The organism is Pseudomonas sp. LPB4.O, from assembly GCF_038383825.1.
GTDB classification, from domain to species: Bacteria; Pseudomonadota; Gammaproteobacteria; order Pseudomonadales; family Pseudomonadaceae; genus Aquipseudomonas; species Aquipseudomonas putida.
Map to the genome: position 1 here is coordinate 6078270 of NZ_CP151298.1, position 26841 is coordinate 6105110.

24 protein-coding genes are annotated in these 26841 nt (G+C 60.6%); 12 read left to right on the forward strand and 12 right to left on the reverse strand.

Annotated elements, in window-relative coordinates; all coding sequences use genetic code 11:
• Positions 1-118 precede the first annotated feature (118 nt).
• Complete coding sequence (gene oadA / locus MRBLPB4O_RS27475) at positions 119-1924, reverse strand: sodium-extruding oxaloacetate decarboxylase subunit alpha (RefSeq protein WP_341797161.1); 1806 nt, start codon at positions 1922-1924, stop codon at positions 119-121.
• 11 nt (positions 1925-1935) lie between these two features.
• Positions 1936-3351: an acetyl-CoA carboxylase biotin carboxylase subunit gene (locus tag MRBLPB4O_RS27480; RefSeq protein WP_016502270.1), complete on the reverse strand. Its 1416-nt coding sequence runs from the start codon at positions 3349-3351 to the stop codon at positions 1936-1938.
• Between the two features lie 189 nt (positions 3352-3540).
• Here MRBLPB4O_RS27480 and MRBLPB4O_RS27485 point away from each other — a divergent pair, with 189 nt between their 5' ends.
• Positions 3541-4503 (forward strand): LysR family transcriptional regulator, encoded by a 963-nt coding sequence (locus MRBLPB4O_RS27485; RefSeq protein WP_063422551.1) that lies wholly within the window; start codon positions 3541-3543, stop codon positions 4501-4503.
• On the opposite strand, the gene MRBLPB4O_RS27490 is transcribed toward MRBLPB4O_RS27485, so the two are convergent.
• Both MRBLPB4O_RS27490 and hexR read right to left on the reverse strand, forming a co-directional pair.
• The gene (locus MRBLPB4O_RS27490) at positions 4445-4663 is read right to left on the reverse strand and encodes a hypothetical protein (RefSeq protein ID WP_080889157.1); all 219 of its coding nucleotides are present in this window, start codon (positions 4661-4663) and stop codon (positions 4445-4447) included. The two genes, MRBLPB4O_RS27485 and MRBLPB4O_RS27490, sit on opposite strands and share 59 nt — an antisense overlap.
• A gap of 211 nt (positions 4664-4874) precedes the next feature.
• Positions 4875-5741, reverse strand: coding sequence for a transcriptional regulator HexR (hexR, locus tag MRBLPB4O_RS27495; RefSeq protein ID WP_016489869.1), 867 nt, complete (start codon positions 5739-5741; stop codon positions 4875-4877).
• A 103-nt stretch (positions 5742-5844) separates the two neighbouring features.
• On the opposite strand from hexR, the gene zwf reads away from it, so the two are divergent.
• From zwf to MRBLPB4O_RS27520, 5 genes are all read left to right on the forward strand, one after another.
• Positions 5845-7287, forward strand: a complete 1443-nt coding sequence (gene zwf, locus MRBLPB4O_RS27500; RefSeq protein ID WP_234226221.1) for a glucose-6-phosphate dehydrogenase — start codon at positions 5845-5847, stop codon at positions 7285-7287.
• Positions 7288-7374: 87 nt separating this feature from the next.
• Positions 7375-7692: a hypothetical protein gene (locus MRBLPB4O_RS27505; protein ID WP_341797162.1), complete on the forward strand. Its 318-nt coding sequence runs from the start codon at positions 7375-7377 to the stop codon at positions 7690-7692.
• Positions 7693-7810: 118 nt separating this feature from the next.
• Positions 7811-9997 (forward strand): DNA helicase II, encoded by a 2187-nt coding sequence (uvrD, locus tag MRBLPB4O_RS27510; RefSeq protein WP_341797163.1) that lies wholly within the window; start codon positions 7811-7813, stop codon positions 9995-9997.
• A 132-nt stretch (positions 9998-10129) separates the two neighbouring features.
• Positions 10130-10984 (forward strand): TIM44-like domain-containing protein, encoded by an 855-nt coding sequence (locus tag MRBLPB4O_RS27515; RefSeq protein WP_016502276.1) that lies wholly within the window; start codon positions 10130-10132, stop codon positions 10982-10984.
• Between the two features lie 114 nt (positions 10985-11098).
• Positions 11099-11506: an SMI1/KNR4 family protein gene (locus MRBLPB4O_RS27520; protein WP_016502277.1), complete on the forward strand. Its 408-nt coding sequence runs from the start codon at positions 11099-11101 to the stop codon at positions 11504-11506.
• Between the two features lie 197 nt (positions 11507-11703).
• Here the strand turns inward: MRBLPB4O_RS27520 and MRBLPB4O_RS27525 are convergent, their stop codons facing one another.
• Positions 11704-13464, reverse strand: coding sequence for a cation:proton antiporter (locus MRBLPB4O_RS27525; RefSeq protein ID WP_341797164.1), 1761 nt, complete (start codon positions 13462-13464; stop codon positions 11704-11706).
• A gap of 343 nt (positions 13465-13807) precedes the next feature.
• On the opposite strand from MRBLPB4O_RS27525, the gene MRBLPB4O_RS27530 reads away from it, so the two are divergent.
• Entirely contained in the window at positions 13808-14293 is a 486-nt protein-coding gene (locus MRBLPB4O_RS27530; protein WP_003253263.1) for an acyl-CoA thioesterase, read from the forward strand.
• Here the strand turns inward: MRBLPB4O_RS27530 and pdxY are convergent.
• A complete protein-coding gene (gene pdxY / locus MRBLPB4O_RS27535) occupies positions 14290-15162 on the reverse strand; it encodes a pyridoxal kinase PdxY (RefSeq protein WP_341797165.1) in 873 nt (290 codons plus the stop codon). The genes MRBLPB4O_RS27530 and pdxY overlap by 4 nt on opposite strands.
• A gap of 119 nt (positions 15163-15281) precedes the next feature.
• On the opposite strand from pdxY, the gene MRBLPB4O_RS27540 reads away from it, so the two are divergent.
• On the forward strand, positions 15282-15674 hold the full coding sequence (locus tag MRBLPB4O_RS27540) for a DUF3301 domain-containing protein (RefSeq protein ID WP_016489878.1): 393 nt from the start codon (positions 15282-15284) through the stop codon (positions 15672-15674).
• On the opposite strand, the gene MRBLPB4O_RS27545 is transcribed toward MRBLPB4O_RS27540, so the two are convergent.
• From MRBLPB4O_RS27545 to zigA, 3 genes are read right to left on the reverse strand one after another with little or no spacing between them, the layout of a single operon-like run.
• A complete protein-coding gene (locus tag MRBLPB4O_RS27545) occupies positions 15675-16646 on the reverse strand; it encodes a CobW family GTP-binding protein (RefSeq protein WP_341797166.1) in 972 nt (323 codons plus the stop codon).
• A 39-nt stretch (positions 16647-16685) separates the two neighbouring features.
• Positions 16686-17312 carry a DUF1826 domain-containing protein gene (locus tag MRBLPB4O_RS27550; RefSeq protein WP_341797167.1) on the reverse strand — a complete coding sequence of 209 codons (627 nt, stop codon included), beginning with the start codon at positions 17310-17312 and terminating at the stop codon, positions 16686-16688.
• Positions 17309-18514, reverse strand: coding sequence for a zinc metallochaperone GTPase ZigA (gene zigA, locus MRBLPB4O_RS27555; RefSeq protein WP_341797168.1), 1206 nt, complete (start codon positions 18512-18514; stop codon positions 17309-17311). Before zigA ends, MRBLPB4O_RS27550 begins: the two co-directional genes overlap by 4 nt.
• Positions 18515-18628: 114 nt before the next feature.
• Here zigA and MRBLPB4O_RS27560 point away from each other — a divergent pair, with 114 nt between their 5' ends.
• Both MRBLPB4O_RS27560 and folE2 read left to right on the forward strand, forming a co-directional pair.
• The gene (locus tag MRBLPB4O_RS27560) at positions 18629-19009 is read left to right on the forward strand and encodes a glutamine synthetase (protein WP_341798940.1); all 381 of its coding nucleotides are present in this window, start codon (positions 18629-18631) and stop codon (positions 19007-19009) included.
• Positions 19010-19034: 25 nt separating this feature from the next.
• Complete coding sequence (gene folE2, locus MRBLPB4O_RS27565; RefSeq protein WP_341797169.1) at positions 19035-19940, forward strand: GTP cyclohydrolase FolE2; 906 nt, start codon at positions 19035-19037, stop codon at positions 19938-19940.
• Here folE2 and MRBLPB4O_RS27570 read toward each other — a convergent pair.
• A complete protein-coding gene (locus MRBLPB4O_RS27570; RefSeq protein WP_016502287.1) occupies positions 19924-20451 on the reverse strand; it encodes a DUF3617 domain-containing protein in 528 nt (175 codons plus the stop codon). The genes folE2 and MRBLPB4O_RS27570 overlap by 17 nt on opposite strands.
• Positions 20452-20582: 131 nt before the next feature.
• On the opposite strand from MRBLPB4O_RS27570, the gene cls reads away from it, so the two are divergent.
• On the forward strand, positions 20583-22022 hold the full coding sequence (gene cls / locus MRBLPB4O_RS27575) for a cardiolipin synthase (protein ID WP_016502288.1): 1440 nt from the start codon (positions 20583-20585) through the stop codon (positions 22020-22022).
• Positions 22023-22095: 73 nt separating this feature from the next.
• Here cls and cfaB read toward each other — a convergent pair whose 3' ends face one another.
• Entirely contained in the window at positions 22096-23280 is a 1185-nt protein-coding gene (gene cfaB / locus MRBLPB4O_RS27580; protein WP_341797170.1) for a C17 cyclopropane fatty acid synthase CfaB, read from the reverse strand.
• A gap of 207 nt (positions 23281-23487) precedes the next feature.
• Between cfaB and lpdA the strand changes: the two genes are divergently transcribed.
• The gene (gene lpdA / locus MRBLPB4O_RS27585; RefSeq protein ID WP_341797171.1) at positions 23488-24888 is read left to right on the forward strand and encodes a dihydrolipoyl dehydrogenase; all 1401 of its coding nucleotides are present in this window, start codon (positions 23488-23490) and stop codon (positions 24886-24888) included.
• A gap of 116 nt (positions 24889-25004) precedes the next feature.
• Here lpdA and glmS read toward each other — a convergent pair whose 3' ends face one another.
• Positions 25005-26840 (reverse strand): glutamine--fructose-6-phosphate transaminase (isomerizing), encoded by a 1836-nt coding sequence (glmS, locus tag MRBLPB4O_RS27590; RefSeq protein ID WP_341797172.1) that lies wholly within the window; start codon positions 26838-26840, stop codon positions 25005-25007.
• Position 26841: the final 1 nt, after the last annotated feature.

Below are 26841 nucleotides of genomic sequence, written 5' to 3' on the forward strand. Positions count from 1 at the left end.
AGGGCAGTGTCGTACCTGTAGGAGCGGGCTTGTCCCGCGAAGAGGCCGGCAAATACAGCACAAAAAAAGGGGAGCATCCGCCCCCCAGAGGTTAATCGCTTGTAGATGAAGGCTTATCTCAGCCTTCGATCTCGATCAGGATCTCACCCGGCGTCACGCGATCGCCCTTGGCCACATGGATGGCCACGACCTTGCCGGCGATGGCTGCCTGCACTTCGGTTTCCATCTTCATGGCTTCGGTGATCAGCACGGCCTGGCCAGCCTTGACCACGTCACCTTCCTTGACCAGTACATCGACGATGTTGCCTGGCATGTTGGTGCTGACGTGGCCCGGGTCGGTGGCTTGCTTGCGCTTGCTGCCGCCGCCGACAAACTCGTTGAGCGGCTCGAACACCACTTCTTCCGGCATGCCGTCGATCGACAGGTAGAAGTGGCGCTTGCCTTCGGCCTTCACGCCAACGCCAGTGATGTCGACACGGTAGGTTTCGCCGTGCACGTCGATGACAAACTCGGTCGGGACGCCTTCACCGCCTGGCGCAGAAACGGCGCCAGCCTCTGGAATTGGCAACAACGCTTCCGGGGTAAGGGTGCCGGCTTCGCGCTCTTCGAGGAACTTGCGGCCAATGTCCGGGAACATGGCAAAAGTCAGCACGTCTTCTTCACTGCGGGCCAGGGCGCCGATGTCGGCACGCAGCTTGGTCATCTCTGGCTTCAGCAGGTCGGCCGGGCGCACGTCGATCACTTCTTCGCTGCCGATGGCCTGGCGGCGCAGCTGCTCGTTGACCACACCCGGGGCCTTGCCGTAACCGCCTTGCAGGTACAGCTTCACTTCGTTGGTGATGGTCTTGTAGCGCTCGCCGGCCAGCACGTTGAAGAACGCCTGGGTGCCGACGATCTGCGAGGTCGGCGTCACCAGCGGCGGGAAGCCGAGGTCTTCACGCACACGCGGGATCTCTGCCAGCACTTCGTTCATGCGGTTGAGCGCGCCCTGCTCTTTCAGCTGGTTGGCCAGGTTGGAAATCATGCCGCCCGGCACCTGGTTGACCTGCACGCGGGTGTCCACGGCGGTGAACTCGCTTTCGAACTGGTGGTACTTCTTGCGCACGGCGTAGAAGTACAAGCCGATTTCCTGCAGCAGCTCCAGGTCCAGGCCGGTGTCGAACTCGCTGCCCTTGAGCGCAGCAACCATCGACTCGGTACCCGGGTGGCTGGTGCCCCAGGCGAAGCTGGAGATCGCGGTGTCGATGTGGTCGGCGCCGTTTTCCACCGCTTTCAGCTGGCACATGGCGGCCAGGCCGGCAGTGTCGTGGGAGTGGATGAACACCGGCAGCGACTGCTCGGCCTTCAGCGCCTTGACCAGTTCACCAGCGGCGAATGGGGTCAGCAGGCCGGCCATGTCCTTGATTGCCACCGAGTCGCAACCCATGGATTCCATCTGCTTGGCCTGGGCAACAAAGGCGTCGATGGTGTGCACAGGGCTGACCGTGTAGGCGATGGTGCCTTGGGCGTGCTTGCCGGCGGCCTTGACCGCTTCGATGGCCACGCGCAGGTTACGCACGTCGTTCATGGCGTCGAAGATGCGGAACACATCGATGCCGTTTACCGCAGCCTTGGCGACAAAGGCCTTGACCACGTCGTCGCTGTAGTGGCGGTAGCCCAGCAGGTTCTGGCCGCGCAGCAGCATTTGCAGGCGGGTGTTGGGCAAGGCTGCGCGCAGCTTGCGCAGGCGCTCCCATGGGTCTTCCTTGAGGAAGCGCACGCAGGCGTCGAAGGTGGCGCCGCCCCAGACTTCCAGCGACCAGTAGCCGACTTTATCGAGCTTGTCGCAGATCGGCAGCATGTCTTCGGTACGCATGCGGGTGGCCAGCAGGGACTGGTGGGCGTCGCGCAGGATCGTGTCGGTTACGTGAATTTTCTTGGACATTATAGGTTTCCTCACAGGCCTGCGTGGGCGGCGATGGCGGCGGCGATGGCCAGGGCCAGCTCTTCGGGTTTGCGCTTGATCGAGTAGTTGGTCAGCTCAGGGTGGCTTTCGACGAAGCTGGTATTGAACTGCCCGCTACGGAATTCCGGGTTGCGCAGGATTTCCTGGTAGTACGCGGCGGTGGTCTTCACCCCTTGCACGCGCATGTCGTCCAAGGCTCGCAGGCCGCGGTCCATGGCCTCTTCCCAGGTCAACGCCCACACCACCAGTTTCAGACACATGGAGTCGTAGAATGGCGGAATGGTGTAGCCGGTGTAGATCGCTGTATCGGTACGCACACCCGGGCCGCCGGGGGCGTAGTAACGGGTGATCTTGCCGAAGCTGGGCAGGAAGTTGTTCTTCGGGTCTTCCGCGTTGATGCGGAACTGCAACGCGTAACCGCGGTGCTGGATGTCTTCCTGCTTCACCGACAGCGGCAGGCCCGACGCGATGCGAATCTGCTCACGGACAATGTCGATACCGGTGATTTCTTCGGTGATGGTGTGCTCCACCTGCACCCGGGTGTTCATTTCCATGAAGTACACCTCGCCATCGGCGAGCAGGAACTCCACGGTGCCGGCGTTCTCGTAGTTCACCGCCTTGGCCGCACGTACCGCCAGGTCGCCGATGTAGGCGCGCTGCTCGGGCGTGAGCTGGGGGCTTGGAGCAATTTCGATGAGCTTCTGGTTACGGCGCTGGATCGAGCAGTCGCGCTCGAACAGGTGCACCACGTTGCCGAAGCTGTCACCGAGGATCTGTGCCTCGATATGCTTGGGGTTGACGATGCACTTTTCCAGGAACACTTCGGCCGAACCAAAGGCCTTGGTAGCCTCGGAAATCACCCGTGGGAAGTTCTGTTCCAGCTCTTCGCGGCTGTTGCAACGGCGAATACCGCGGCCACCGCCACCGGAGGTGGCCTTGAGCATCACCGGGTAACCGATGCGCTCACCTTCGCTCAGGGCTTCATGAATATCGGCAACGTTGCCTTCGGTGCCCGGAGTTACCGGCACACCGGCGGCAATCATGGTGCGGCGCGCTTCGGTCTTGTCGCCCATGCCGCGAATGACGTTTGCGGCGGGGCCGATGAACTTGATCCCGCGCTCGGCGCAGATCTCTGCCAGTTCAGCGTTTTCCGACAGGAAGCCATAGCCCGGGTGCAGGGCATCACAGCCGGTTTCCACAGCCAAGTTCACCAGCTTGCGCGGGTTCAGGTAACCGGCCAGCGGCTCGGCACCAATGCTGTGGGCTTCGTCGGCGCGCTTGACGTGCAAGGCATGCCGATCGGCGTCGGAATAGATCGCTACCGAGCGTATGCCCATCTCGGCGCAGGCACGCACGATCCGAACTGCGATTTCACCTCGGTTGGCGATCAGGATTTTTTTTATCACTGGAGTCTTCCCAAAGCCGTAGGAACAGTCGAGCCGGTTCTACCGGTCGGCGCGTGACCAGGCGTTGCTGGCCAGTCGCGTATTCACCCTAGCGCTGTAGGTCGATAAACAAAAATCAATATTTGTTAGAGGCAGCATTAGTAAAAGCTTATAGTGCAGTTACAAGGTGTTGCCGAAGGGCGAGTAAAAATGCGTAAGTCATTGATGCGTATGACTTTGCGTCAATTGCAGATCTTCAATGAGGTGTGCGATTTGCGCTCGTATAGCCGTGCAGCGGAAGAGATGTCGCTGACACAACCCGCCGTCAGTCTGCAGATCCGCCAGCTCGAAGAGCTAATCGGCCAGCCGCTGTTCGAGTACGTGGGCAAGAAGCTCTACCTGACCGAAGCGGCCGAAGCCCTGCAACGCGCCAGCCGCGACATCTTCGGGCGCCTCGAGAGCCTGGACATGCAGCTGTCGGACATGCAGGGCTCATTGCAGGGGCAGCTCAAACTGGCGATCGAGTCCAGCGCCAAGTACTTCGTGCCACACCTGTTCGCCGCCTTCAAGCAGCGTCACCCGGAGGTCAACCTGACCCTGACGGTGGTCAATCGCGCCCAGGCCATCCGCCGCCTTTCGGATAACCGCGACGACATCATCATCATGTCGATGGTGCCGCAGGACATGGGCCTGGAATTTCTGCCGTTCCTCAACAACCCGATCATCGCCGTGGCACCGCCCGAGCACCCGCTGTGCAAGCTGGACCAGCTGCGCCTTCAGGACCTGGAGCCTCATACCCTGCTGGTACGCGAACAAGGCTCAGGTACGCGCAAGGCCTGCGAGGAATATTTCAAGGACAAGCGCGTGCATTTCACCCAGACCCTGGAGGTGGCCTCGGCCGACGCCCAGCGCGAGTGCGTGATCGCCGGCCTGGGGATTGCACTGCTGACCCGCCATGCGGTCAACCTGGAACTGGCCACCGGTGCGCTGAAGGAGCTACCGGTGGAAGAGCTGCCGCTGTACCGCAGCTGGTGCGTGGTGCAGTCCAAGGCCAAGCGGCAGTCGCCGGTGGCCTTGGCATTTCTGGCGTTCATCCGCAGCGAACGTGCGCTGATCAGCGCGCTTGTTGAGCGTTTTTCGGGGAAGTTGCCGCTGAAGACTGCCACACTGTGAGTGCTTGCAACTCGGGATAGTCCACCAGGTCGCGCAGCAGTTGACGTTGGTCGCAATACACCTCGATCGCGCGGCGGTATTCCATGCGGCGCTGATCTTTTTCCTGCTGCTTGCGAGCTTTGGCGTTGGGTTGGTAGATGCCGTCGTGGTCACGTGCCATTGCCTGTCTCCCAGATAGGATGCGGGAGTTTCAGACTGGCCATGAAGGTTTACGGTTTGGCTGTGGGATGGTGACAAAATCGTGAATTTTTACTGCCTGTAGCGGCCTCTTCGCGGATCGCCCACTCCCACAGGTACTGTGCACCTTTTTGAATCGGTGCAATTGCTGTGGGAGCGGGCAAGCCCGCGAAGAGGCCGCTACAGGTTTGAATTCAGTCGTCTGTAGCCTTGATCGACTTGGGCGACAAACGCAGGCTGCGCAAGCTGCGCTTCACGCTTTTCAGGTGGTTGACCAGGCTCGGGCCGCGCGCCATGGCCACGCCCATGGCCAGGACGTCGATTACCACCAGGTGAGCGATACGCGAGGTCAGCGGGGTGTAGATTTCGGTGTCTTCATGCACGTCTATCGCCAGGTTCACGGTCGACAGCTCGGCCAGCGGCGTCTGGCTTGGGCAAAGGGTAATCAGGTTGGCACCGCTCTCACGCACCAGGTTGGCGGTGATCAGCAGGTCCTTGGAACGGCCCGACTGGGAAATGCACACCGCCACATCGCCAGGCCTCAAGGTTACTGCCGACATCGCCTGCATGTGCGGGTCGGAATACGCGGCCGCACTGAGCAGCAGTCGAAAGAACTTGTGCTGAGCGTCCGCCGCAACCGCGCCGGATGCACCAAAGCCATAGAACTCCACACGCTGCGCCTGGGCCATGGCGCTCACGGCCTGTTGCAGCGCATGCGGGTCGAGGTGCTCGCGCACTTCCATCAACGTGTGCAGGGTGGTGTCGAAAATCTTCAGGCTGTAGTCGGCAACCGAGTCGTCTTCATGAATGGCGAACTGACCAAAACTGGCCCCGGCGGCCAGGCTCTGCGCCAGCTTCAATTTCAGGTCCTGGAAGCCCGAACAACCGATCGCACGGCAGAAACGCACGATCGTCGGTTCACTGATACCCACGCTGTGCGCCAGGTCGGCCATCGAGCTGTGCATGACCGCAGCCGGGTCGAGCAGCACGTGGTCGGCCACTTTGAGTTCCGATTTGCGCAGCAGGTGGCGCGATTGGGCGATATGTTGCAACAGATTCACGGGCTGGACTCGGTTATGATCGACTGGCCGGGTTGTAGCTTTCTTGTAGTTATACTACATGGACGCCAACCCGCCCAGTTAAACGAACGTGGAGAGTGGCGGTTTGACTATTCCTTGCGACATTCTGGTGTTCGGTGGCACCGGCGATCTGGCCCTGCACAAACTCCTCCCGGCGCTCTATCACTTGTATCGCGAGGCGCGCCTGAACAACGCGGTCCGCATCATCGCCCTCGCCCGCCGCAACATAAGCCGTAACGAATACCTCAAGCTCGCAGAACGCCATTGCCGAGCGCAGATTGCCCGCAATGACTTCGACGAAGACGTATGGCAACGGTTTGCCGCGCGCCTCGACTACTTCCCCATGGATGCATCGCAAAGCGCAGACTTCGGTCGCCTGGCGCGCTACCTGGGCGAACCTGGCGGGCTGACGCGCATTTTCTACCTGGCCACCGCTCCCAACCTGTTCGTGCCGATTGCCAACCACCTGCGTAACGCAGGCCTGGCCGACCCCGAAGCACGCATCGTGCTGGAGAAGCCGATTGGTCACTCGCTGGCCTCGGCCACCGCCATCAACGAAGCGATTGGCGCAGTGTTCGACGAAAACCAGGTATTTCGCATCGACCACTACCTGGGCAAGGAAACCGTGCAGAACCTCATGGCCCTGCGCTTCGCCAACGCTCTGTTGGAGCCGGTGTGGCGCAACAATCAGGTCGACCACGTACAGATCAGCGTTTGCGAAACCCTGGGGGTAGAGAACCGCGGCGCCTACTACGACCGCGCCGGAGCAACCCGCGACATGCTGCAAAACCACCTGTTGCAGCTGCTGTGCCTGGTGGCCATGGAGCCACCTGCGCAGTTCGAGGCTGAAGCGGTGCGCGACGAAAAGGTGAAGATCCTGCGGGCCCTCAAGCCCATCACCGGCCAGGACGTGCAGGACAAGACCGTGCGCGGTCAGTACGGTGCCGGGCACATCGGCGGCCAGGAGGTGCCGGCCTATTACTTCGAAAAGGACGTCGACAACGACAGCGATACCGAAACCTTCGTGGCCATCGAAGCGCACATCGACAACTGGCGCTGGGCAGGTGTGCCTTTCTACTTGCGCACCGGCAAGCGCATGGCGCGCCGCTCGTCGCAGATCGTCATCCAGTTCAAGCCGGTACCCCACGAGCTGTTCAGCGGTGGCCAGGTCAACCAGCTGTTGATCCAGCTGCAACCGGATGAGCGCATCAGCCTGCGCATGATGACCAAGAGCCCAGGCAAGGGCATGCGGCTGGAACCGGTCGAGCTCGACCTGAACCTGGCTCAGGTATTCAGCCAGACCCGCCGCTGGGAAGCTTACGAACGCCTGCTGCTGGACATCGTGGAGGGTGATTCGACACTGTTCATGCGCCGCGATGAGGTGGAGGCGGCCTGGCACTGGATTGATCCGTTAATAAAGGGTTGGCAGGAACACTTTCAGGCGCCACGCCACTATGCCGCCGGGAGCAATGGCCCGGAACAGGCCGGTAGCCTGCTGGCCAGGCATGGCAGGCATTGGTACAGCTGAAGCGCTTCGCTCTGCTGTGCGGGCAGGTGCTGCAAGCACTCTGTCCTGGGAAGGTCATACCGCTCTTCCCAAGACAGGAGTATGGAAATGATCATCGAATGCAAAGACTGGAAAGCCCATCACGACAAGATGCCACCAGGCACTCGCCTGCGGGTGCAGGGCACAATCACCGTGAGTCATGCAGGCATAGTCCCGGTACTGGTCAAACGCAGAATGCAGGACAAATCCATGGCCATTGCCTTGGAGCTTGAGCTGCACCAACAGGACGGTAACTTCATGCAGGTTGCCTGCGACAAGGAAGTGATGTTCGAAACGCAAGACGAGCACGGCCAGATCCCGAAGGTGGACATTATCCACGACGGTAAACTGATCGCCTGCATCACCGACATCGTGGAAACCCATTGATGTAGACGCGGTGGCCACTGCAAGCGCATCGCCTGTAGTGGCCGCTTTGTATGTTTGCCAGGGTGAATATTTATACAGTGCCATTTACCCTTCCCCTGCTGCGCCCTAGAATGGCCCGATGCACACAGATGACCTCTCCCTCCTGCTGAACTCCCTCAACGATGCTCAACGCCAGGCCGTCGCGGCCAAGCTCGGGCGTCAACTGGTGCTTGCTGGCGCCGGCTCCGGTAAAACCCGCGTGCTGGTGCACCGCATCGCCTGGCTGATCCAGGTTGAGCATGCATCGCCGCATTCGATCCTGTCGGTGACCTTCACCAACAAGGCGGCGGCAGAAATGCGCCACCGGATCGAGCAACTGCTGGGGATCAACCCGGCAGGCATGTGGGTCGGCACCTTCCACGGCCTGGCCCATCGCCTGCTGCGGGCCCACTGGCAGGAAGCGCGGCTGGTGCAGAACTTCCAGATCCTCGACAGCGATGACCAGCAGCGCCTGATCAAGCGGGTCATGCGCGAGCTGGGCCTGGACGAGCAGAAGTGGCCGGCACGCCAGGCCCAGTGGTTCATCAACGGGCAGAAGGACGAAGGCCTGCGCCCGCAGCATATACAGGCTGGGGGCGACCTGTTCCTGGCGACCATGCGCGAGGTGTATACCGCCTACGAACAGGCCTGTGAGCGCGCCGGGGTCATCGACTTCTCCGAACTGTTGCTGCGTGCCCTGGACCTGTGGCGCGACCACCCGGGCCTGCTTGAGCACTACCAGCGGCGCTTCCAGCATGTGCTGGTAGACGAATTCCAGGATACCAACGCCGTGCAGTACGCCTGGCTGCGCCTGCTGGCGCGCGGTGGTGCCAGCCTGATGGCGGTGGGCGACGACGACCAGTCGATCTACGGCTGGCGCGGTGCCAAGATCGAGAACATCCACCAGTACACCGCCGACTTCCCCGACGCCGAAATGATCCGCCTGGAGCAGAACTACCGCTCCACAGGCGGCATCCTCAAGGCCGCCAACGCGCTGATCGTCAACAACACCGGGCGCCTGGGCAAAGAACTGTGGACCGACATGGGCGAAGGCGAACCGCTGACCCTGTACGCGGCCTACAACGAGCACGACGAAGCGCGCTACGTGGTGGAAACCATCGAAAGCCTCGTCAAGCAGGGCAATGCGCGTAACGAAATCGCCATCCTGTACCGTTCCAACGCCCAGTCGCGGGTGCTGGAAGAGGCCCTGCTGCGCGAGCGTATCCCCTACCGCATCTATGGTGGCCAGCGCTTCTTCGAACGCGCCGAAATCAAGAACGCCATGGCTTACCTGCGGCTGATCGAAGGGCGTGGCAACGACGCGGCCCTGGAGCGGGTGATCAACGTGCCGCCACGCGGCATTGGCGAGAAAACCGTCGAAGCCATCCGTGAGCATGCCCGCCATAGCCAGCTGTCGATGTGGGAAGCCATGTGCCAGCTGCTGGCGGCCAAGGCCATGAAGGGCCGCGCCGCCAGCGCCCTGGGTGCCTTCATCGAGCTGATCGAGGGGTTGGCTGCCAAGGTCACGGACATGCCGCTGCATACCATGACCCAGACCACCATCGAACAGTCCGGGCTGATCATCTATCACCAGGAAGAAAAGGGTGAAAAGGGCCAGGCACGGGTAGAAAACCTTGAGGAACTGGTGAGCGCGGCGCGCAACTTCGAGTCCACCGACGAAGACGCCGATCTCTCGCCGCTCTCGGCCTTCCTCGGCCATGCCTCGCTCGAAGCCGGCGATACCCAGGCCGACGAGCATGAGGACAGCGTCCAGCTGATGACCTTGCACAGCGCCAAGGGCCTGGAGTTCCCGTATGTGTTCCTGGTGGGCATGGAAGAAGGCCTGTTCCCGCACAAGATGAGCCTGGAAGAGCCCGGCCGCCTGGAAGAGGAACGCCGCCTGGCCTATGTCGGGATTACCCGCGCCATGCGCCAACTGGTCATGACGTACGCCGAAACACGTCGCTTGTATGGCAGCGAGACCTACAACAAGGTGTCGCGTTTCGTACGTGAAATTCCGGCCGGCCTGATTCAGGAAGTGCGCCTGTCCAACAGCGTCAGCCGCCCGTTCAGTGGGGCCAAGACGGCCACCAACAGCAACCTGTTCGCCAATGCCAACATTCCGCAGACAGCGTTCAACCTCGGTCAGCGTGTGCAACATGCGGTGTTTGGCGAAGGCGTGATCCTCAACTTCGAGGGTTCGGGCGCCCAGGCACGGGTGCAGGTGAACTTTGCCGAAGGCAGCAAGTGGCTGATGCTGGGGTACGCCAAGCTCGAAGCCATCTGAAGACCAAGGCCGCCCTGCCGGGGGGCCTTGTAACATTCAGGCAAAAGCTCGAAACACTATGTCGCTGGTCATGTGCCCTGGAACCTGTGCACCATGACGCGCGTGCAATCCACAACAGGGGATATCCCACTTATGCAACGTTTTCTTAGCATCGCACTGGCGCTCTGCGTCGGCCTGACGCTGAGCCTGGACGCCAACGCCAAGCGTTTCGGCGGCGGCAAGAGCTCGGGCTCCGCGCCTATCCACCAGACCCGCCAGGCTACGCCAACCACGCCTGCCGCCGCACCGGCTGCCGCACCTGGTCGTGCAGCTCCGGCCGCCAGCGGTGCTTCGCGCTGGCTGGGCCCACTGGCCGGCCTGGCCGCCGGTGGCCTGCTGGCGTCCATGTTCATGGGCGACGGTTTCGAGGGCTTCCAGATCATGGACTTCCTGATCGTGGCGCTCATCGCCTTCCTGGTGTTCCGCTTCATTGCCGCACGCCGCCGCCAGCAGCAGCCGCAAATGGCCATGCCAGGCCATGCGCCGATGCAGCGTGAAGCTCACAACCAGCCGGCACAGCAATCTGTGTTTGGTGGTTCGGCTGCACCTGCCGCCGCTGCCCCGGTGATCAACGCCCCGGCCTGGTTCAACGAGCAAAGCTTCCTGGCTGCTGCCCGTAACCACTTCCAGTCGCTGCAGCAGCACTGGGATGCCAACGAAATGGACAAGATCACCGAGTTCGTCACCCCGCAAATGCTCGAGTTCCTCAAGCGTGAGCGTGCTGAACTGGGTGACGGCTTCCAGTCCACCTACATCGACAACCTCGAAGTACAGCTGGACGGTATCGACGACCGTGCCGACCGTACCGACGCCACCCTGACCTTCCGTGGCGTGTCGAAGAACTCGCGCTTCGACCAGGGCGAAGTGTTCAGCGAAAGCTGGCACATGGTTCGCGCCCCAGGCGAGAACCAGCCTTGGCTGGTCGCCGGTATCCGTCAAAACGGCTAACCGCAGCGTGCTGTACAAAAAACCCCGGGCCTGTCCCGGGGTTTTTGCTTTTGCCAGAGTGGCCTACTAGGGTATAACGCGCAGCGTTGTCATCTAGGTCAGAGGAAGTGAACCGTGGAAGAAGTGATCGAACAACTCCGTGAAGCCAATCAGCCAGTGCCGGTGCCCCTAGAGCTTCCCGACGAGGACCAGTTGGTCGAAATCGAAGAAGAGCTGTTCATCAACATACCGTTCGTGTTCAAAGAGTTTCTACTGACCGTCAGCGACGTGGTGTATGGCTCGCTGGAGCCGGTGACTGTCACCGACCCACAGTCGCACACCTACCTGCCCGACGTCGCCGCCAACGCCTGGGATGCCGGCGTGCCGCGCGACCTGATTCCGCTGTGCCAGGACGGCGACAACTACTACTGCGTCGAAGAAGACGGCACCGTGGTGCTTTGGGATGCGGAAGAGGAAATCGCCGGTGAAGAGAGCTGGGAGTCGGTGTGGCACTGGGCGCGGGATGTGTGGCTGGAGAGCTGATCTCAATCTCTGCAGCGCCTGTGCGATACCTGTGGGAGCGGCCAAGCCCGCGAAGAGGCGGGTACAAGCACAGGAAAATTTATGGCCCAGTGCCATCAATGTAGCTAGAATCGCCAGGCTTTCTGCGCCTGGCGACATTGCTACCGCTCCATCCCCTCGGACGACGATGAAATCTTGCGCAGGGAGCATTTCTCCCTTCAGTGCGTATTCTCGCGACTGTTTTCCAGCGTCTCCAGCAAGGCAATCTGCATGCGCGTGTGCACGCGGATGAACCAGCGCCACAACAAGGCCACCACCACTGCGGCCACCACGGCAATGACCAACAGCAACTCGCTGGTGGGCAGAATGCTCGCCGACAAAGCCGACAGCAGCACGAAAATCACCAGCAGTGACAACAGCGGAATAACTTCGGCGATCACGCGGCGTACACGCTGGGTATGCCGCCCGGCCATTTCCGGCTTCACGCCCATTTCTGCCAGCAGCATCGACAGCGCCTTGAGCTTACGATAGGCAGCGATCAGGAATGGCAGCGACAGCAACAACGCCGCCCCCCAGATCATCGCCTTCTGCTGGCTGACATCGCTGACCCACTCACTGAGCCAGTTGCCGATACGCCCTGCAAAGTAACCACCACTGAAGAAGATGGCGATCACCAGCGCCAGGTTCACCCCCACCTGCAACAGGATGCGCCGGATCATTGCGGCCAGCATGGCGCTCTCGCCCTGCGGCTGGATGTTGCGCAACCACTCGCCATACAACGAAAGCACCCGCGCCAGGCGGCTGGGCACCACATTGCCAAGCTTTTGCGACAGCGGGTCGGCCGCACGGATCAGGTAAGGCGTCAACAGCGTGGTGATGGCCGATACTGCGACCGCCACCGGGTATAGGAAGTCGCTGGTCACCTGCAGCGTCATGCCCAGCGCGGCGATGATGAAGGAAAACTCGCCAATCTGCGAAAGGCCCATGCCCACCCGCAGCGACGTGCGCCCGTCATTACCGGCAATGAACGCCCCCATGCCACAGGAGAGCATCTTGCCCAGTACCACCGCCAAGGTAATGACCACGATCGGCCAGGCGTAATCGACGAGTACCTGAGGGTCGATCATCAGGCCGATGGCGACGAAGAAGATGGCGCTGAACAGGTCGCGTACCGGCTCGATCAGGCGTTCGATCTTCAGCAACTGACGCGATTCGGCCATGATCGCGCCAATCAGGAAGGCGCCCAGCACCATGCTGTATTCCAGCTTCACCACCAACAGGCAGAAGCCGAAGCACAGGCCAAGCACGGTAATCAGCAGCATTTCGTTGCTTTCGAACTTGGCCACATAGGCCAGCAGCCGCGGCACCAGCAGAATGCCGATGACCAATGCAACGATCATGAACAGCGACAATTTTCCTACGGTGGAGAACACTTCCCCCGAGCTGACCGAGCCGCTGACAGCGATGCCGGACAGCAGGGCGATAATGCCGATACCGAGGATGTCCTCCACGATCAGTACGCCGAAGATCAGCTGGGCGAAGCGCTCGTTCTTCATCTTCAGGTCGTTCAGTGCCTTGACGATGATGGTGGTCGAGGAAATAGCCAGGATCGCGCCGAGGAACAGTGAGTCCATGGTGCTCCAGCCGAACCAGCGTCCGATCTCGAAACCGATCCAGATCATCAGCACGATTTCCAGGAACGCCGCGATGAACGCCGTGGCGCCAACCTTGAACAGCTTGCGCAGGCTGAATTCGAGCCCCAGGCAGAACATCAGGAAGATCACCCCTAGTTCGGCAAGGATCTTGATGGTCTCTTCGTCATGGATCAGGCCGAATGGCGGGGTGTGCGGGCCGATGATGAAGCCTGCGACAATGTAGCCCAGCACCACCGGCTGCTTGAGGCGGTGAAAAACAATGGTGACCACGCCAGCGACCATCATGATGACTGCCAGGTCCTGGATGAAGCTGATGGCATGCATGGCGTGATACTCCTTTTCTCGTCTTTTTTATGGATGCCTGGGCAGACCGCTCCTCTGCCAAGGCAAACCTGAGCGAGCAGCAAGTACATACTGTATTGAGTGCAGGAAAGCCCATGGTGCATGGGCGTACTCAGGTTAACATCGCACCTCGCCGCAAATAGCCGGTGCAATATGCAGAAACAGATCGGCTGGAAAAGCGCCGCTGATGGCATGATCAGCGTGACGATGGCGCGTCAGGCAACGTCCCGTATTCGTACGGCAAATTCAAAAGAGGGGAACAGAAGTGTCAGCAGATAACGCCCTCCATTCGCCCGATTCAGCGCAACCTCACCGTGAGCACACTATGGAACCTGGAAACGCCCAGCTGAGCATGACCGTCCTGATGACCCCGGACATGGCCAACTTTTCTGGCAACGTACATGGCGGCACCCTGCTCAAGTACCTCGACGAAGTGGCCTACGCGTGCGCCAGCCGCTATGCCGGCAGCTATGTGGTGACCCTGTCGGTCGACCAGGTGATCTTCCGCGAGCCCGTGCACGTGGGTGAACTGGTGACGTTCCTGGCGTCGGTCAACTACACCGGCAACACCTCGATGGAAGTCGGCATCAAAGTGGTGACCGAGAACATTCGCGAGCGCTCGGTGCGCCATTCCAACAGCTGTTTCTTCACCATGGTCGCAGTCGACGACAATCGCCGCCCGGTGCCGGTGCCGCCGCGCCAGCCGCACAGCAGCGAAGAAAAACGCCGCTTCCTGCAAGGCCAGCAGCGCCGCCAGATCCGCCAAGAGCTGGAGAAGCGCTACCAGGACCTGAAAACCGACGCGATCTAAAACGCCAGCAACTGCGCCTCGAAGCGCACCCGCGGGTGGGCGATGCGGTCCTGGGCCCGTACCAGCTGCAGTTCGTAGCTGGCGCAGGCCTGGGTTTCCAGCAGCACCTCATGCACGGCTGCAGCGGTGAATTCGAACGCCTGCACCCAGCTGTCGCCGAGCAGCACGCGGGCCAGGAACAAGCCTGAGGTCAGATCACCCACCCCCACCGGCTGACGCGGGAACGCCAGCAGCGGGCGGCGCAGGTGCCAGCTGTGCTCGGCGGTCACCAGCAGCATTTCGAACTGGTCTTCGGCCCGCCCGGGGTAAACCAGGTGTTTGACCAGTACCACCTTCGGCCCACGCTGCAACAGCCTGCGCGCCATGCTCACGCAATCCTCCAGCGACTGCGCGCGGCGCCCACAGAAGCTGTCCAGCTCCAGCTGGTTGGGGCACAGGATGTCGGCCCGCGCCGCCGCCTCGTCGAGCAGGAACTCGCTGACTTCCTGTGGCACGATGCAGCCTTTCTCCGGGTGCCCCATGACCGGGTCACACAGGTACAGAGCCTTCGGGTTTACCGCCCTGATCCGCTCGACACCCGCCAGGATAGCCCGCCCCTGCTCGGCACTGCCCAGGTAGCCAGAAAGCACCGCATCGCAGTGACCCAGTTCGCCAATGTTGGAAATACCTTCCACCAATGCAGGAATTTGCGCCGGGGCAAGCACTTCACCCGCCCACTGGCCATACTGTGTGTGATTGGAGAACTGCACGGTATTGAGTGGCCAGACATTGACCCCGATACGCTGCATGGGAAACACCGCGGCGCTGTTGCCGGCGTGGCCGAACACCACATGGGACTGGATGGCGAGCAGGTGCGGGGTACGTTTCATGCGGGGGTTTCCAAAGCTGTTTCAAGGATTGTGCGCAGCGCAGTATGAACTCGATTGCCACCTGTACGACAGGCCAGGGACGCAGTTAAGCTGGATCTACCTGTTTGGAGCATATGCAAATGTTGACCCTGGAGAATGTCTTCGTCCTGATGCTGTTAGCCACGGCTGGCGGCTGGTTGTGGCACAACCATGGGTTGCGCGAAAAAGCCCTTGAACGGGTCAAACAGCACTGCGCCAAGCTCGACCTGGAGCTGCTCGACGATGCCGTCGCACTCAAGCGCATCGCCTTTGTCCGTGATGCCAATGGCCGCAAGCGCCTGGCACGCATCTATGCCTTCGAATTCACCGTTACCGGCGAGCAACGCCACCCCGGTACCGTGACCCAGTTTGGCGCGCACAGCGTGCAGATCGAGCTGGCGCCCTACCCGTTCGAAATCAAGACCCCGCCACGCACCGACAATGTCATCGAGATGCAGCAGTGGCGCCAGGAGCACAATCGCTGGCGCAATTGATCACCTGACGCGGCATTCGCTCAACCCCGCTTGCAGCGTGGGTTGCGATTGCGGCTGATCAAAAATCAGCTCGATACGGCTATCCCTTCGCCATTCACTGGGCTGCCACATCGGCATGTCACCCTTGAGCCCATTGAATGACTGCCAACCTTCCAGGCTGTGGATAACCCCTTTCGCACGCCGCCATGGCAAGGTCCTCAAGAACGCCAGTAGGCGCTGTGGATAAAACTGCTGTGCGGGATGCCAGCGCCAGCCAATGCTCCAACCTCCCTCCCCCTCTTGGGCAAGACAGATCGGCTGGCTGGGGTCTGTCCACAATATTGTTGGGGCTCCCCCAAGATTGTCGACAATCTGGTTTTCCTCAAATTGGCTGTCGACAATCTGTACCAGGGCACCAGGAAGGCTTGATAGCGGCACCTGGCCCTGTACCGACCACATCACATTCTTATCGTTAAATTTATTAGTTATCAACAACTTAGATTTTTCATCCACAGCCTCTGACTTGTTGAAAACCACGTATTCAGACGCGTTGAAAGCCTGCTGTTGGGCCTCCGGAAGCGGCTCGTTTCGCGCCATGGATTGCGCATCGACAACCATCAACAACGGCTGGATTGTCAGCACTCCAGCCCACGGAGCCTGTTTCAGCTGAGCAAGCAGCTGCAGCGGGTGGCCCAGGCCAGACGGCTCGATAAAAAGCCGGTCAGGCCGGGATTTGCGCAACAACCGGCCCAGGCCCACCTGAAACGGCATGCCGTTGACACAACACAGGCAGCCGCCTGCAACCTCGCCGATGGCGATGCCATCTTCGTCACGGCTGAGCAAGGCCGCATCCAGGCCAACCAGGCCGAATTCGTTGATCAATACCGCCCAGCGTTCGTTGCCCGGGCGCTGGGCAAGCAGATGGCGGATCAGGGTGGTCTTGCCGGCCCCCAGTGGGCCAGCAATCACATGGGTGGGAATGTTCTGCAGCATGGGATGGCTTCAGGCGGGGTGATGGCTCACTATGCGCCGTCAGGCTAGCCAGTCAAGGCTGAGCAGCAGGCGCCCTTGCTGGCCCGAGGGCGAGCGGTGCACCAGCCCTGCACCTTCGTTGCCCTGCCACTTCTCGCCCTTGAGTACAGCCACTTCACCGACGTGCAGTTTCTGAATATTATCCACAGGCACTTGAGCTGTGTGTAACTCCCCGCGTGGGCTCTCCTGCTCTCGCAACCACTCGCTACCCGGGCCCGCGTAGGTGGTGAGCAATCGCAACGGCACGTTATCCACATGAAAGCGTGGGCACATGGGCCCGGTCAGCACCCGCAGGCGCAAACCGACCCGCCGCGCGCCAACCAGGCAGGTATATGCCGCCACCAGCCAGGCTACATCGGCCACGAATGCTTCGTAACCGTGGAAGTCCGCCGCTTCGCGTAGCAAATCCGACAAAACCGGCATCTGCTGCTCGTCCACCTCGATTACCCACTGATCTGCCAGGGGTTGCTTAAGGCTGACTACCAGCTCGGCAAAATCCTCCAGCTGTGGCGGCAAGCGCCGGCGCCATACCGCCAGGTTCACGCCGTCCTGCAGCACGTCGGTCAACACCAGCGGCGTTTCGCCAAACACCTGTAAGATATCCACAGGTTTGAGCGCCTGGTTCATGCTGCCTCCTCGTGCCAAGGGCCAAATGGATCAGGCAGACGCAACCAGCCCATAGGTCCCAACTCCATTTCTTCATCCGTCAACAAGCAGGCCTCAAGCTCTGTGGATAACTTTTTGAAGTCGATATTCTGCCCAATGAACACCAATTCCTGCCGGCAGTCACCGGTTTCGGCGTGCCAGTGTTTCAAGATATCGGCAGTGTTATCCACATCCTGCGGCCACTGCTCGCGCGGCACGAAACGCCACCAACGGCCCGCCAGGCCGTGACGCATCATGCCACCTGCCTGGGACCAGCTACCGGCTTCCTGGTACTTGCTGGCCAACCAGAAAAAACCCTTCGAACGCAGCAGCCGACCATTGCTCCAGGGCTTGTGGATAAAATCGAAAAAGCGCTGTGGATGAAGTGGCCGCCGCCCCTGCCAGGTTGTGGCCGCGATGCCGTACTCTTCGGTCTCCGGCATATGCTCGCCGCGCAATTCTTGCAACCAGCCAGGCGCTTGAGCTGCCTGGTCGAAGTCGAAAAGGCCAGTGTCCAGGATGCGCGCCAGCGGCACCTGGCCCATGACCATGGGCACGATCTGCGCCCGGGCGTTGAGGCTACGCAAAATGGCCATAAGTTCTTCACGCTCGTGCTGACTGATCAGGTCGATCTTGCTCAACAACAGCACATCGGCGAACTCCACCTGCTCAATCAGCAGATCACTGATCGACCGCTCGTCCTCTTCGCCCAAGGTTTCACCACGGCTGGCCAGGCTGTCTGCTGCCTGGTAATCGCGTAAAAAATTCAGGCCATCGACCACAGTGACCATGGTGTCCAACCGCGCCATGTCGGAAAGGCTGCGGCCCTGCTCGTCGCGAAACGTGAACGTCTCGGCAACCGGCAGCGGCTCCGAGATACCCGTGGACTCGATGAGCAAATAATCGAAGCGGCCTTCCTCGGCCAGCCGCGCAACCTCTTCGAGCAGGTCTTCACGCAGTGTGCAGCAGATGCAGCCGTTGCTCATCTCGACCAGTTTCTCTTCAGCGCGGTTGAGGCTGACGTTGCGCTGCACCTCGCTGGCGTCGATGTTGATTTCACTCATGTCGTTGACGATGACCGCGACCCGCAGGTTGTCGCGGTTACGCAGCACATGGTTGAGCAGAGTGCTCTTGCCGGCGCCAAGGAAGCCAGACAGCACGGTGACAGGGAGACGATTGGACATGGCGAAACCTCTTCAGGCGAGCGCATTCGAAACGATGCATTGCACAATGTTATAAAGTAACAATACAATTTCGCCAAGCCGTTCTCGACGGACAAGTATTCACCGGGGATGAAAATGAATCTGCTGCGCGCCATGGTGTTGCTGTTGCTCGCCATGCCTACTTCGCTGATCGCCATGCCAAAGAACAGCCCGTTGGCGATGTGTACACGCAGCGCGACACTGCTTGCCTGCCAGGACGGCAAAGGCAGCTATTACAGCATGCGCAGCGAAGGCAATACGTTCTACCTGCGCGGCTACGACTTCACCAGCCGGCGCCTATGGGCACAAACCAACAGCCTCTATGGTACGTTGACCTTTTTTACCGGCCTGGCCAGCGATGGCGAAGCCTGGGTGGGTTACAGCCGTCGCGTTGGCTGGACCACCCTGAACCGCGTATCCAGCTCCAGTGGGCAGCGCTTCAAGCTGCATTGCAGCCTGATCGCCGGTTGCCACTGATGCCTCTTTTTGTTTGGAAAGCCAGATGACCCAGCTCAAGCTCCCCGACATCGCAGCACAAACCCTGGAGTACACCTTGCCTTTGGACTGGGTGGGCATGTGCGGGATCGCCTTGCCTGTGCAATTCGAAGGGCGCACCGCAGCCGCCAAAATCGATGCAGGGGTAAGCCTGGTAGACTGCAGTTCACGCGGTATCCATATGTCGCGACTTTACCTTGCCCTTGAGACATTGGAGCGCCAGCCCCTCACTCCACTCGCAATCAGACAGCTACTGGCTGATTTCCTGAGCAGCCATGAAGGCCTTTCTTCGGCAGCCTACCTGCGCCTGCGGTTTGAGCATCTGCTGAAAAGGCCGGCCTTGATCAGCCCCTTGGCAGGCTGGAAAAACTACGCCGTTTCGGTCGATGCACGGCTAGAAAACGAAATGTTCCACGTGGAACTATCTGTTTCCGTACCCTACTCCTCTACCTGTCCATGCTCAGCTGCGCTAGCACGCCAGCTGATCCAACAGCAGTTCCTGGACGACTTCAGCGAAGACCAAGTCGAAAAGTCCGCAGTAATGCAGTGGCTTGGCAGCGCCGAAGGTATTGTGGCGACGCCGCACAGCCAACGAAGTACCGCACACATTCAAGTAAGGCTGCGCAGCAATGAGCACGTATTACCCATCACCGAAATGATCGATTGTATTGAGGCAAGCTTGGGGACCGCTGTGCAGACCGCGGTGAAGCGTGCGGACGAGCAAGCCTTCGCCTTGGCCAACGGGCAGAACCTGATGTTCTGTGAGGACGCCGCACGACGCCTGCACAAGGCGCTACGGCAGTTGGAATGGAGCACGGCGTTCAAGCTGCGCGTGGAGCATGCAGAAAGCCTACATGCCCACGACGCGGTCGCCATCAGCCAATGGCAATGGGACGTCAGCTGCGCGGTTTGACAGTGCCACAGTCATTGCCCAGCCACACCGCACGGGTGTTCATGCTGCCTTGCTGCTGCACACCCGAAGCGTTGAAGGTACCACTGACCTGCGTGGTGAATTCCCGGTCACTGAGGAAGGTGGCCTGGCCAGTGCCCTGTGCCTTGGGGCAGCTGAACTGAAACTTCCACACATTGCCGGTACGGTCGGTGATCTTCTGCGTGCAGCCCGACTTCGGGTCCTGCAGTGGGATGTCGTTGGTTGCCACCTGCTCTGGCGTCAGGCACGAACGCACGCCGTTGCCACCGACCGTCACCCCTTGTTTGGCCAACACCCCTTCCATCATCGCGCGCTGCTCTGGCGGCAGGTTTTTCAATTGACCGAGCATGAACTGCATGTCGGGTAGCGGCTTGCCATCGACCTGCATGTTGCTGGTGGTCAGCTCCCACAAACCTGGTTGCAGCACCTGCGCATGCACCAGCGGGCTGCTCGCAGCCAGGGCCAACGCCAACAGTGGCAGACGAATCTTCATGGACGATCGCTCCTGAAAAAACCGGCCAATCGGGCCGGGCTGAACCTTGGACGCCAAATCCACCTTCAGGTTGCAAGGCGGACCGGGAACGTGTTCTGTTAGCTCAAGTGTACTCGGCAAGCAGGATGCATATGGACTACCACAGCCCCTACTTTTTTGGTTACCTACTCGGACTGATTCACCTACTGGGTATCGTCGCCGCACTGCACGCAATCTTCACCGTGCGTACCGCCCAAGGTGCAATCGCCTGGGCCATGCCCTTGTTCTTCATCCCCTACCTTACCTTGATCCCCTACCTGGTCTTCGGCGCCCGCTCGTTCTATGCCTACATCAAGGCCAGGCGCCAGGCCAACCAGGAAATGCACGTGGCCATGGCCAATCTCAACTGGCGGCCCTGGGTGGAAGAAGCCCTGACCGCCCGTGAATCAGAAAGCTATGCAGCCCTGCGCGCAATGCCAAAACTGGGGCGCATGCCCTGCCTGGCGAACAACCAGGTGAAGTTGCTGATCGATGGCAAAGCCACGTTCGATGCCATCTTCGCCGCCATCGACAAAGCCCGCGACGTGGTACTGGTGCAGTTCTTCATCATCCATGACGACACCCTCGGCAAGGCATTACAGCAGCTGCTGTTACGCAAGGCTGCCGAAGGAGTGCAGGTGTTCGTGCTGTATGACCGCGTTGGCAGCCATGCCTTGCCAGCCAGATACAGCCAGCAGCTGCGCGACGGCGGCGTACAGATTCATGCCTTCGCCACTCGCCGCGGATGGTTCAACCGCTTCCAGGTGAACTTCCGCAACCATCGCAAGATCGTGGTAGTGGACGGCCTGCTGGGTTTCATTGGTGGGCACAACGTAGGTGACGAATACCTCGGTGAGCACCCGAAACTTTCCCCCTGGCGCGACACCCATGTACAGATCGGCGGGCCGGTGCTGGCCTGTCTGCAGGAGTCGTTCGCCGAGGATTGGTACTGGGCCACGCGCCAGCTGCCGCCGCTGATCCTGCCGGATACCTACCCAGATAACGGGGTGCTATGCCAGGCCTTGGCCAGCGGCCCGGCCGACCCGCAGGAAACCTGCTCGCTGTTCTTCCTCGAAGCAATTCATTCAGCTACCCGACGGGTGTGGATCACCAGCCCTTACTTCATCCCTGACGAGGCAGTGTTCGCCGCCTTGCGCCTGGCGGTCCTGCGTGGGGTCGATGTGCGAGTGCTGATCCCGTCGCGGCCAGACCACCGGGTGGTCTATGCCGCCTCCAGCCTGTTCGCCTTCGAAGCGGTGCGCGCAGGTGTACGCATGTTCCGCTATCAGCCGGGCTTCCTGCATCAGAAGGTGGTGCTGGTGGATGATGATGTCAGCGCGATCGGCAGCGCCAACCTGGACAACCGCTCGTTCCGTCTGAATTTCGAGATCACCCTGCTGACCGTCGACCGCAGCTTCGCAGACCAGGTCGAGCACATGCTGATCAACGACTTTGAACAATCGCGGGAAATTACTGCGGAGGACAGCCTCGACACTCATCGACTGCAGCAATTGGGGATGCGGATTGCACGGCTGATTTCGCCAATTCTTTAAGCTAAGCAGTCTGGGTATGGGAGCGGCCCTTTCGCGACACAAGGCCGCTCCCACAAAATCCGCATCTACATGCTTAGCGATACAGGTCTTCGCGCGTCCAAGGCAGATCGTGGTGGCCATCCGCATAAGGCTTCACTGCCAAGATCTGGTGCAGGTTGATCCAGCCCTTCTCAAAGGCATATGCACAACCTGCAAGGTACAGACGCCAGATGCGCAGAGTCTTTTCCGGCACCAGCGCCGCCGCCTTATGCAACTGGTTCTCAAGGTTGGCGCTCCAGTGGTGCAGGGTCTTGGCGTAGTGCAGGCGCAGGCTTTCCACGTCTACCACCTCCAGCCCCGCTTCACAGATGTTGGCGCTGATCATCGACAGGTGAGGTAGCTCGCCATGGGGGAACACGTAGCGGTCGATGAACTCACCTGCACCACGCCCGACCGGGCGTCCATCGATGTGCTTGGCGGTGATGCCGTGGTTCATCACCAGCCCCCCTTCCCTCACGGCGCCGAACAGTTTCTGGCAATACAGCGCCAGGTTCGCATGCCCGACATGCTCGAACATGCCAACGCTGACAACCTTGTCGAAGCGGCCATCCTGAGGCAGGTCTCGGTAGTCGAGAATCTGCAGGTCGACCTTGTCGGCCAAGCCTTCGGCCTTGACCCTCTGCCGACCGAGCTTGAGCTGCTCCTTGCTCAAGGTGATGCCGAATACCTTGGCGTCATATTCACGTGCAGCGAAGCGCGCAAGGCCACCCCAACCACAGCCAACGTCCAGCAGGTAGTCGCCGGCATTCAGGCGCAACTTGCGACACAGGTGGTCGAACTTGTCCTGCTGTGCCTGATCGAGCGTGTTATCAGGCTCGCGAAAGTAAGCGCACGAATACGCCATGTCCTGATCCAGCCACAGCCGGTAGAACGCGTTGGAAACATCATAGTGATAGGAGATGGCTTCAGCGTCAGTGCTTTTGTCATGGGCAAGCCGCGCCGGCGGAGCTTCTTCGAAATCAGGTAACAGCGCCTCGCTCAGTTCATCGCATACCCGGATGGCTTCACCGATGTCGCCTTCCAGCTCCAGCTTGCCTTCGACGAACGCGGTGCCCAACTGCTCCAGGCTCGGGTGCGTCAACTGGCTGATCAACTGGGGCTCTTTGACCAGGATGGTGACCTGCGGGCTAGGCCCCAGATCGAACTGGTTACCGTCCCACAATTTCAGCCGCAGCGGCAGATGCAGGCTCTGCAGTGCAGGTGGAAGTTGCGCGAGCATGAACAACCCTCCTATCCGTGTTTGACTACGACGCCTTAAATTTCGAACGTCGCCGGATCAGAGTAGTTCATTGGTGAGATGTTTCCTCTAAACGAGACCAAGGTCTAGAACCAACGGGTCTTATACGCGCAGCAGATTGTATACAATTCTTGCATCTCAGCTTAACCTTGTGCCCCTCTCGCGCTTCTACATCCTGGAGTTGAACCCATGAAATCCTATGACGTGGTGATCATCGGCGGTGGCCCTGGCGGCTACAACGCAGCCATCCGCGCTGGCCAGCTGGGCCTGAGCGTTGCCTGCGTGGAAGGCCGCTCGACCTTGGGCGGCACATGCCTGAACGTCGGCTGCATGCCATCCAAAGCACTGTTGCACGCTTCCGAGCTGTATGAAGCCGCCAGCGGGGACGAGTTCGCCCACCTCGGTATCGAAGTAAAGCCCACCCTCAACCTCGCCCAGATGATGAAACAGAAGGACGAGAGCGTGACCGGCCTGACCAAAGGCATCGAATACCTGTTCCGCAAGAACAAGGTCGACTGGATCAAAGGTTGGGGCCGCCTGGACGGCATCGGCAAGGTTGTGGTCAAGGCTGAAGATGGCAGCGAAACTGCGCTGCAAGCCAAGGATGTGGTCATCGCCACCGGCTCCGAGCCTACCCCTCTGCCAGGGGTGACCATCGATAACCATCGCATCATCGACTCGACCGGTGCGCTGTCCTTGCCGCAAGTGCCCAAGCACTTGGTGGTCATCGGTGCCGGGGTGATCGGCCTTGAGCTGGGTTCGGTATGGCGTCGCCTGGGTAGCCAGGTGACCGTTATCGAATACCTTGATCGCATCTGCCCAGGTACCGACACGGAAACCGCCAAAACCCTACAAAAGGCACTCGCCAAGCAAGGCATGGGGTTCAAGCTGGGCAGCAAAGTGACCCAAGCCACTGCAAGTGCCGATGGCGTGAGCCTGACGCTGGAGCCTGCTGCCGGCGGCACCGCAGAATCGCTGCAGGCCGATTACGTGCTGGTGGCTATCGGCCGCCGCCCTTATACCAAGGGGCTGAACCTTGAAAGCGTGGGCCTGGAAACCGACAAGCGCGGCATGCTCGGCAACGAACACCACCGCACTTCAGTGCCCGGTGTGTGGGTGATTGGTGACGTCACTTCCGGCCCAATGCTGGCGCACAAGGCCGAAGACGAAGCGGTAGCCTGCATCGAGCGCATTGCTGGCAAGCCCCACGAGGTCAACTACAACCTCATCCCTGGCGTGATCTACACCCGCCCGGAGCTGGCCACCGTGGGCAAGACCGAAGAGCAGCTCAAAGCCGAAGGGCGTGCTTATAAAGTAGGCAAGTTCCCCTTCACCGCCAACAGCCGCGCCAAGATCAACCACGAGACCGAAGGCTTCGCCAAAGTCATCGCCGATGCCCAAACCGATGAAGTGCTGGGTGTGCACCTGGTGGGCCCAAGCGTCAGCGAGATGATCGGTGAGTTCTGCGTGGCTATGGAGTTCTCGGCCTCGGCAGAAGACATTGCCCTGACCTGCCACCCCCACCCGACCCGCTCCGAGGCCTTGCGCCAGGCAGCGATGAATGTGGACGGCATGGCGATGCAGATCTGAGCGGAGCCGCCAGGTTGATGCTGCCGAATCGTATGTCTGGGCGCGCTGTTTACTAGGCATCAGAAAGAAAAAAGCCCTCCTTGTGGAGGGCTTTCGAACCGGACAATCAGCGTCGGTTATTCGACAGTAACCGACTTGGCCAGGTTACGCGGCTGGTCCACGTCGGTGCCTTTGAGCACGGCCACATAGTACGACAGCAGCTGCAGTGGAATGGTGTACAGGATCGGCGCCAGCGCATCGGCGATGTGCGGAACCTTGATCACGTGAGTGCCTTCACCATTGGTCATGCCAGCATGCTCGTCGGCGAACACTACCAACTCGCCACCACGGGCACGCACTTCCTGCAGGTTGGATTTCAGCTTTTCCAGCAGTTCGTTGTTCGGGGCAACGGTAACCACCGGCATGTCGTTATCCACCAGTGCCAGCGGGCCGTGCTTCAGCTCGCCGGCCGGGTAGGCTTCGGCGTGGATGTAGGAGATTTCCTTGAGCTTGAGCGCACCTTCCATCGCCACCGGGTACTGTGCACCACGGCCGAGGAACAGGGTGTGGTGCTTGTCGGCGAACAGCTCGGCGATTTTCTCGACAGTAGCGTCCATGGCCAGGGCTTCACCCAGGCGGGTCGGCAGGCGACGCAGCTCTTCAACCAGCTCGGCTTCGACGCCCTCTTCCAGGGTACCGCGGACTTGGCCCAGGGCCAGGGTCAGCAGCATCAGCGACACCAGCTGAGTGGTGAAGGCTTTGGTCGAGGCCACACCGATTTCCGGGCCGGCCAAGGTCAGCAGGGTCAGGTCCGACTCACGCACCAGCGAGCTGATGCCCACGTTGCAGATTGCCAGGCTGCCGAGGAAGCCCAGCTCCTTGGCGTTACGCAGCGCGGCCAGGGTGTCGGCGGTTTCGCCAGACTGCGAGATGGAGACGAACAGGGTATCCGGCTGCACCACCACCTTGCGGTAACGGAATTCGCTGGCCACTTCCACCTGGCACGGGATACCAGCCAGGCTTTCGAGCCAGTAACGGGCGACCATACCGGCGTGGTAGCTGGTACCACAGGCAACGATCTGCACGTTGCGCACTTTAGCGAACAGGTCGGCAGCCTTCGGGCCGAAAGCCTGGACCAGCACGTTATCCTTGCCAAGGCGGCCTTCCAGGGTGCGCTGAACAACGCTTGGCTGCTCGTGGATTTCCTTGAGCATGAAGTGGCGATAGTTGCCCTTGTCGGCAGCTTCGGCACCTTCATGGTACTGCACGGTTTCGCGCTGGACCTTGTTGCCTTCCTGGTCCCAGATGGTGACCTGGTCACGGCGGATTTCAGCGATGTCGCCTTCTTCCAGGTACATGAAGCGGTCGGTGACCTGGCGCAGGGCCAACTGGTCGGACGCCAGGAAGTTTTCACCCAGGCCCAGGCCGATGACCAGCGGGCTGCCGCTGCGTGCAGCCACCAGGCGGTCAGGCTGCTTGGCACTGATCAGTGCCAGGCCGTAGGCGCCATGCAGGCGCTTCACAGCGGCTTTCAGGGCATCGGCCAGGTCCGGGATGCTCTTCAGGGTGTGGTGGATCAGGTGGACGATGACTTCGGTGTCGGTCTGCGAATTGAAGACGTAGCCCAGGCCTTTGAGCTCTTCACGAAGCTCTTCGTGGTTTTCGATGATGCCGTTGTGCACCACAGCCACTTCATCGCCCGAGAAGTGCGGGTGGGCGTTGCCTTCGGTTGGCGCACCGTGGGTAGCCCAACGGGTGTGGGCGATGCCCAGCTGGCCGGCCAGTGGGTCGGCTGCTACAGCAGCGTCCAGCTCGCTGACCTTGCCGATGCGGCGGCGGCGCTGCAGTTCACCGCTCTGGGTGAGCACGGCAAGACCGGCGCTGTCGTACCCGCGGTACTCAAGACGCTTGAGACCTTCGATCAGGATGGCTGTGATATTGCGCTCGGCGACGGCACCAACGATTCCACACATG

Excerpts from the sequence above, each read along its gene's own strand:
- MRBLPB4O_RS27570 (WP_016502287.1), bottom strand. The coding sequence starts at position 20,451 with ATGAAGATTCGTCTGCCACTGTTGGCGTTGGCCCTGGCTGCGAGCAGC.
- MRBLPB4O_RS27505 (WP_341797162.1), top strand. The coding sequence starts at position 7,375 with ATGATCATCGAATGCAAAGACTGGAAAGCCCATCACGACAAGATGCCA.
- folE2 (WP_341797169.1), top strand. The coding sequence starts at position 19,035 with ATGACCCAGCTCAAGCTCCCCGACATCGCAGCACAAACCCTGGAGTAC.
- lpdA (WP_341797171.1), top strand. The coding sequence starts at position 23,488 with ATGAAATCCTATGACGTGGTGATCATCGGCGGTGGCCCTGGCGGCTAC.
- MRBLPB4O_RS27530 (WP_003253263.1), top strand. The coding sequence starts at position 13,808 with ATGGAACCTGGAAACGCCCAGCTGAGCATGACCGTCCTGATGACCCCG.
- MRBLPB4O_RS27540 (WP_016489878.1), top strand. The coding sequence starts at position 15,282 with ATGTTGACCCTGGAGAATGTCTTCGTCCTGATGCTGTTAGCCACGGCT.
- cls (WP_016502288.1), top strand. The coding sequence starts at position 20,583 with ATGGACTACCACAGCCCCTACTTTTTTGGTTACCTACTCGGACTGATT.
- oadA (WP_341797161.1), bottom strand. The coding sequence starts at position 1,924 with ATGTCCAAGAAAATTCACGTAACCGACACGATCCTGCGCGACGCCCAC.
- MRBLPB4O_RS27545 (WP_341797166.1), bottom strand. The coding sequence starts at position 16,646 with ATGCTGCAGAACATTCCCACCCATGTGATTGCTGGCCCACTGGGGGCC.
- MRBLPB4O_RS27560 (WP_341798940.1), top strand. The coding sequence starts at position 18,629 with ATGAATCTGCTGCGCGCCATGGTGTTGCTGTTGCTCGCCATGCCTACT.
- MRBLPB4O_RS27525 (WP_341797164.1), bottom strand. The coding sequence starts at position 13,464 with ATGCATGCCATCAGCTTCATCCAGGACCTGGCAGTCATCATGATGGTC.
- MRBLPB4O_RS27485 (WP_063422551.1), top strand. The coding sequence starts at position 3,541 with ATGCGTAAGTCATTGATGCGTATGACTTTGCGTCAATTGCAGATCTTC.
- pdxY (WP_341797165.1), bottom strand. The coding sequence starts at position 15,162 with ATGAAACGTACCCCGCACCTGCTCGCCATCCAGTCCCATGTGGTGTTC.
- glmS (WP_341797172.1), bottom strand. The coding sequence starts at position 26,840 with ATGTGTGGAATCGTTGGTGCCGTCGCCGAGCGCAATATCACAGCCATC.
- MRBLPB4O_RS27490 (WP_080889157.1), bottom strand. The coding sequence starts at position 4,663 with ATGGCACGTGACCACGACGGCATCTACCAACCCAACGCCAAAGCTCGC.
- cfaB (WP_341797170.1), bottom strand. The coding sequence starts at position 23,280 with ATGCTCGCGCAACTTCCACCTGCACTGCAGAGCCTGCATCTGCCGCTG.
- uvrD (WP_341797163.1), top strand. The coding sequence starts at position 7,811 with ATGCACACAGATGACCTCTCCCTCCTGCTGAACTCCCTCAACGATGCT.
- MRBLPB4O_RS27515 (WP_016502276.1), top strand. The coding sequence starts at position 10,130 with ATGCAACGTTTTCTTAGCATCGCACTGGCGCTCTGCGTCGGCCTGACG.
- zigA (WP_341797168.1), bottom strand. The coding sequence starts at position 18,514 with ATGTCCAATCGTCTCCCTGTCACCGTGCTGTCTGGCTTCCTTGGCGCC.
- MRBLPB4O_RS27550 (WP_341797167.1), bottom strand. The coding sequence starts at position 17,312 with ATGAACCAGGCGCTCAAACCTGTGGATATCTTACAGGTGTTTGGCGAA.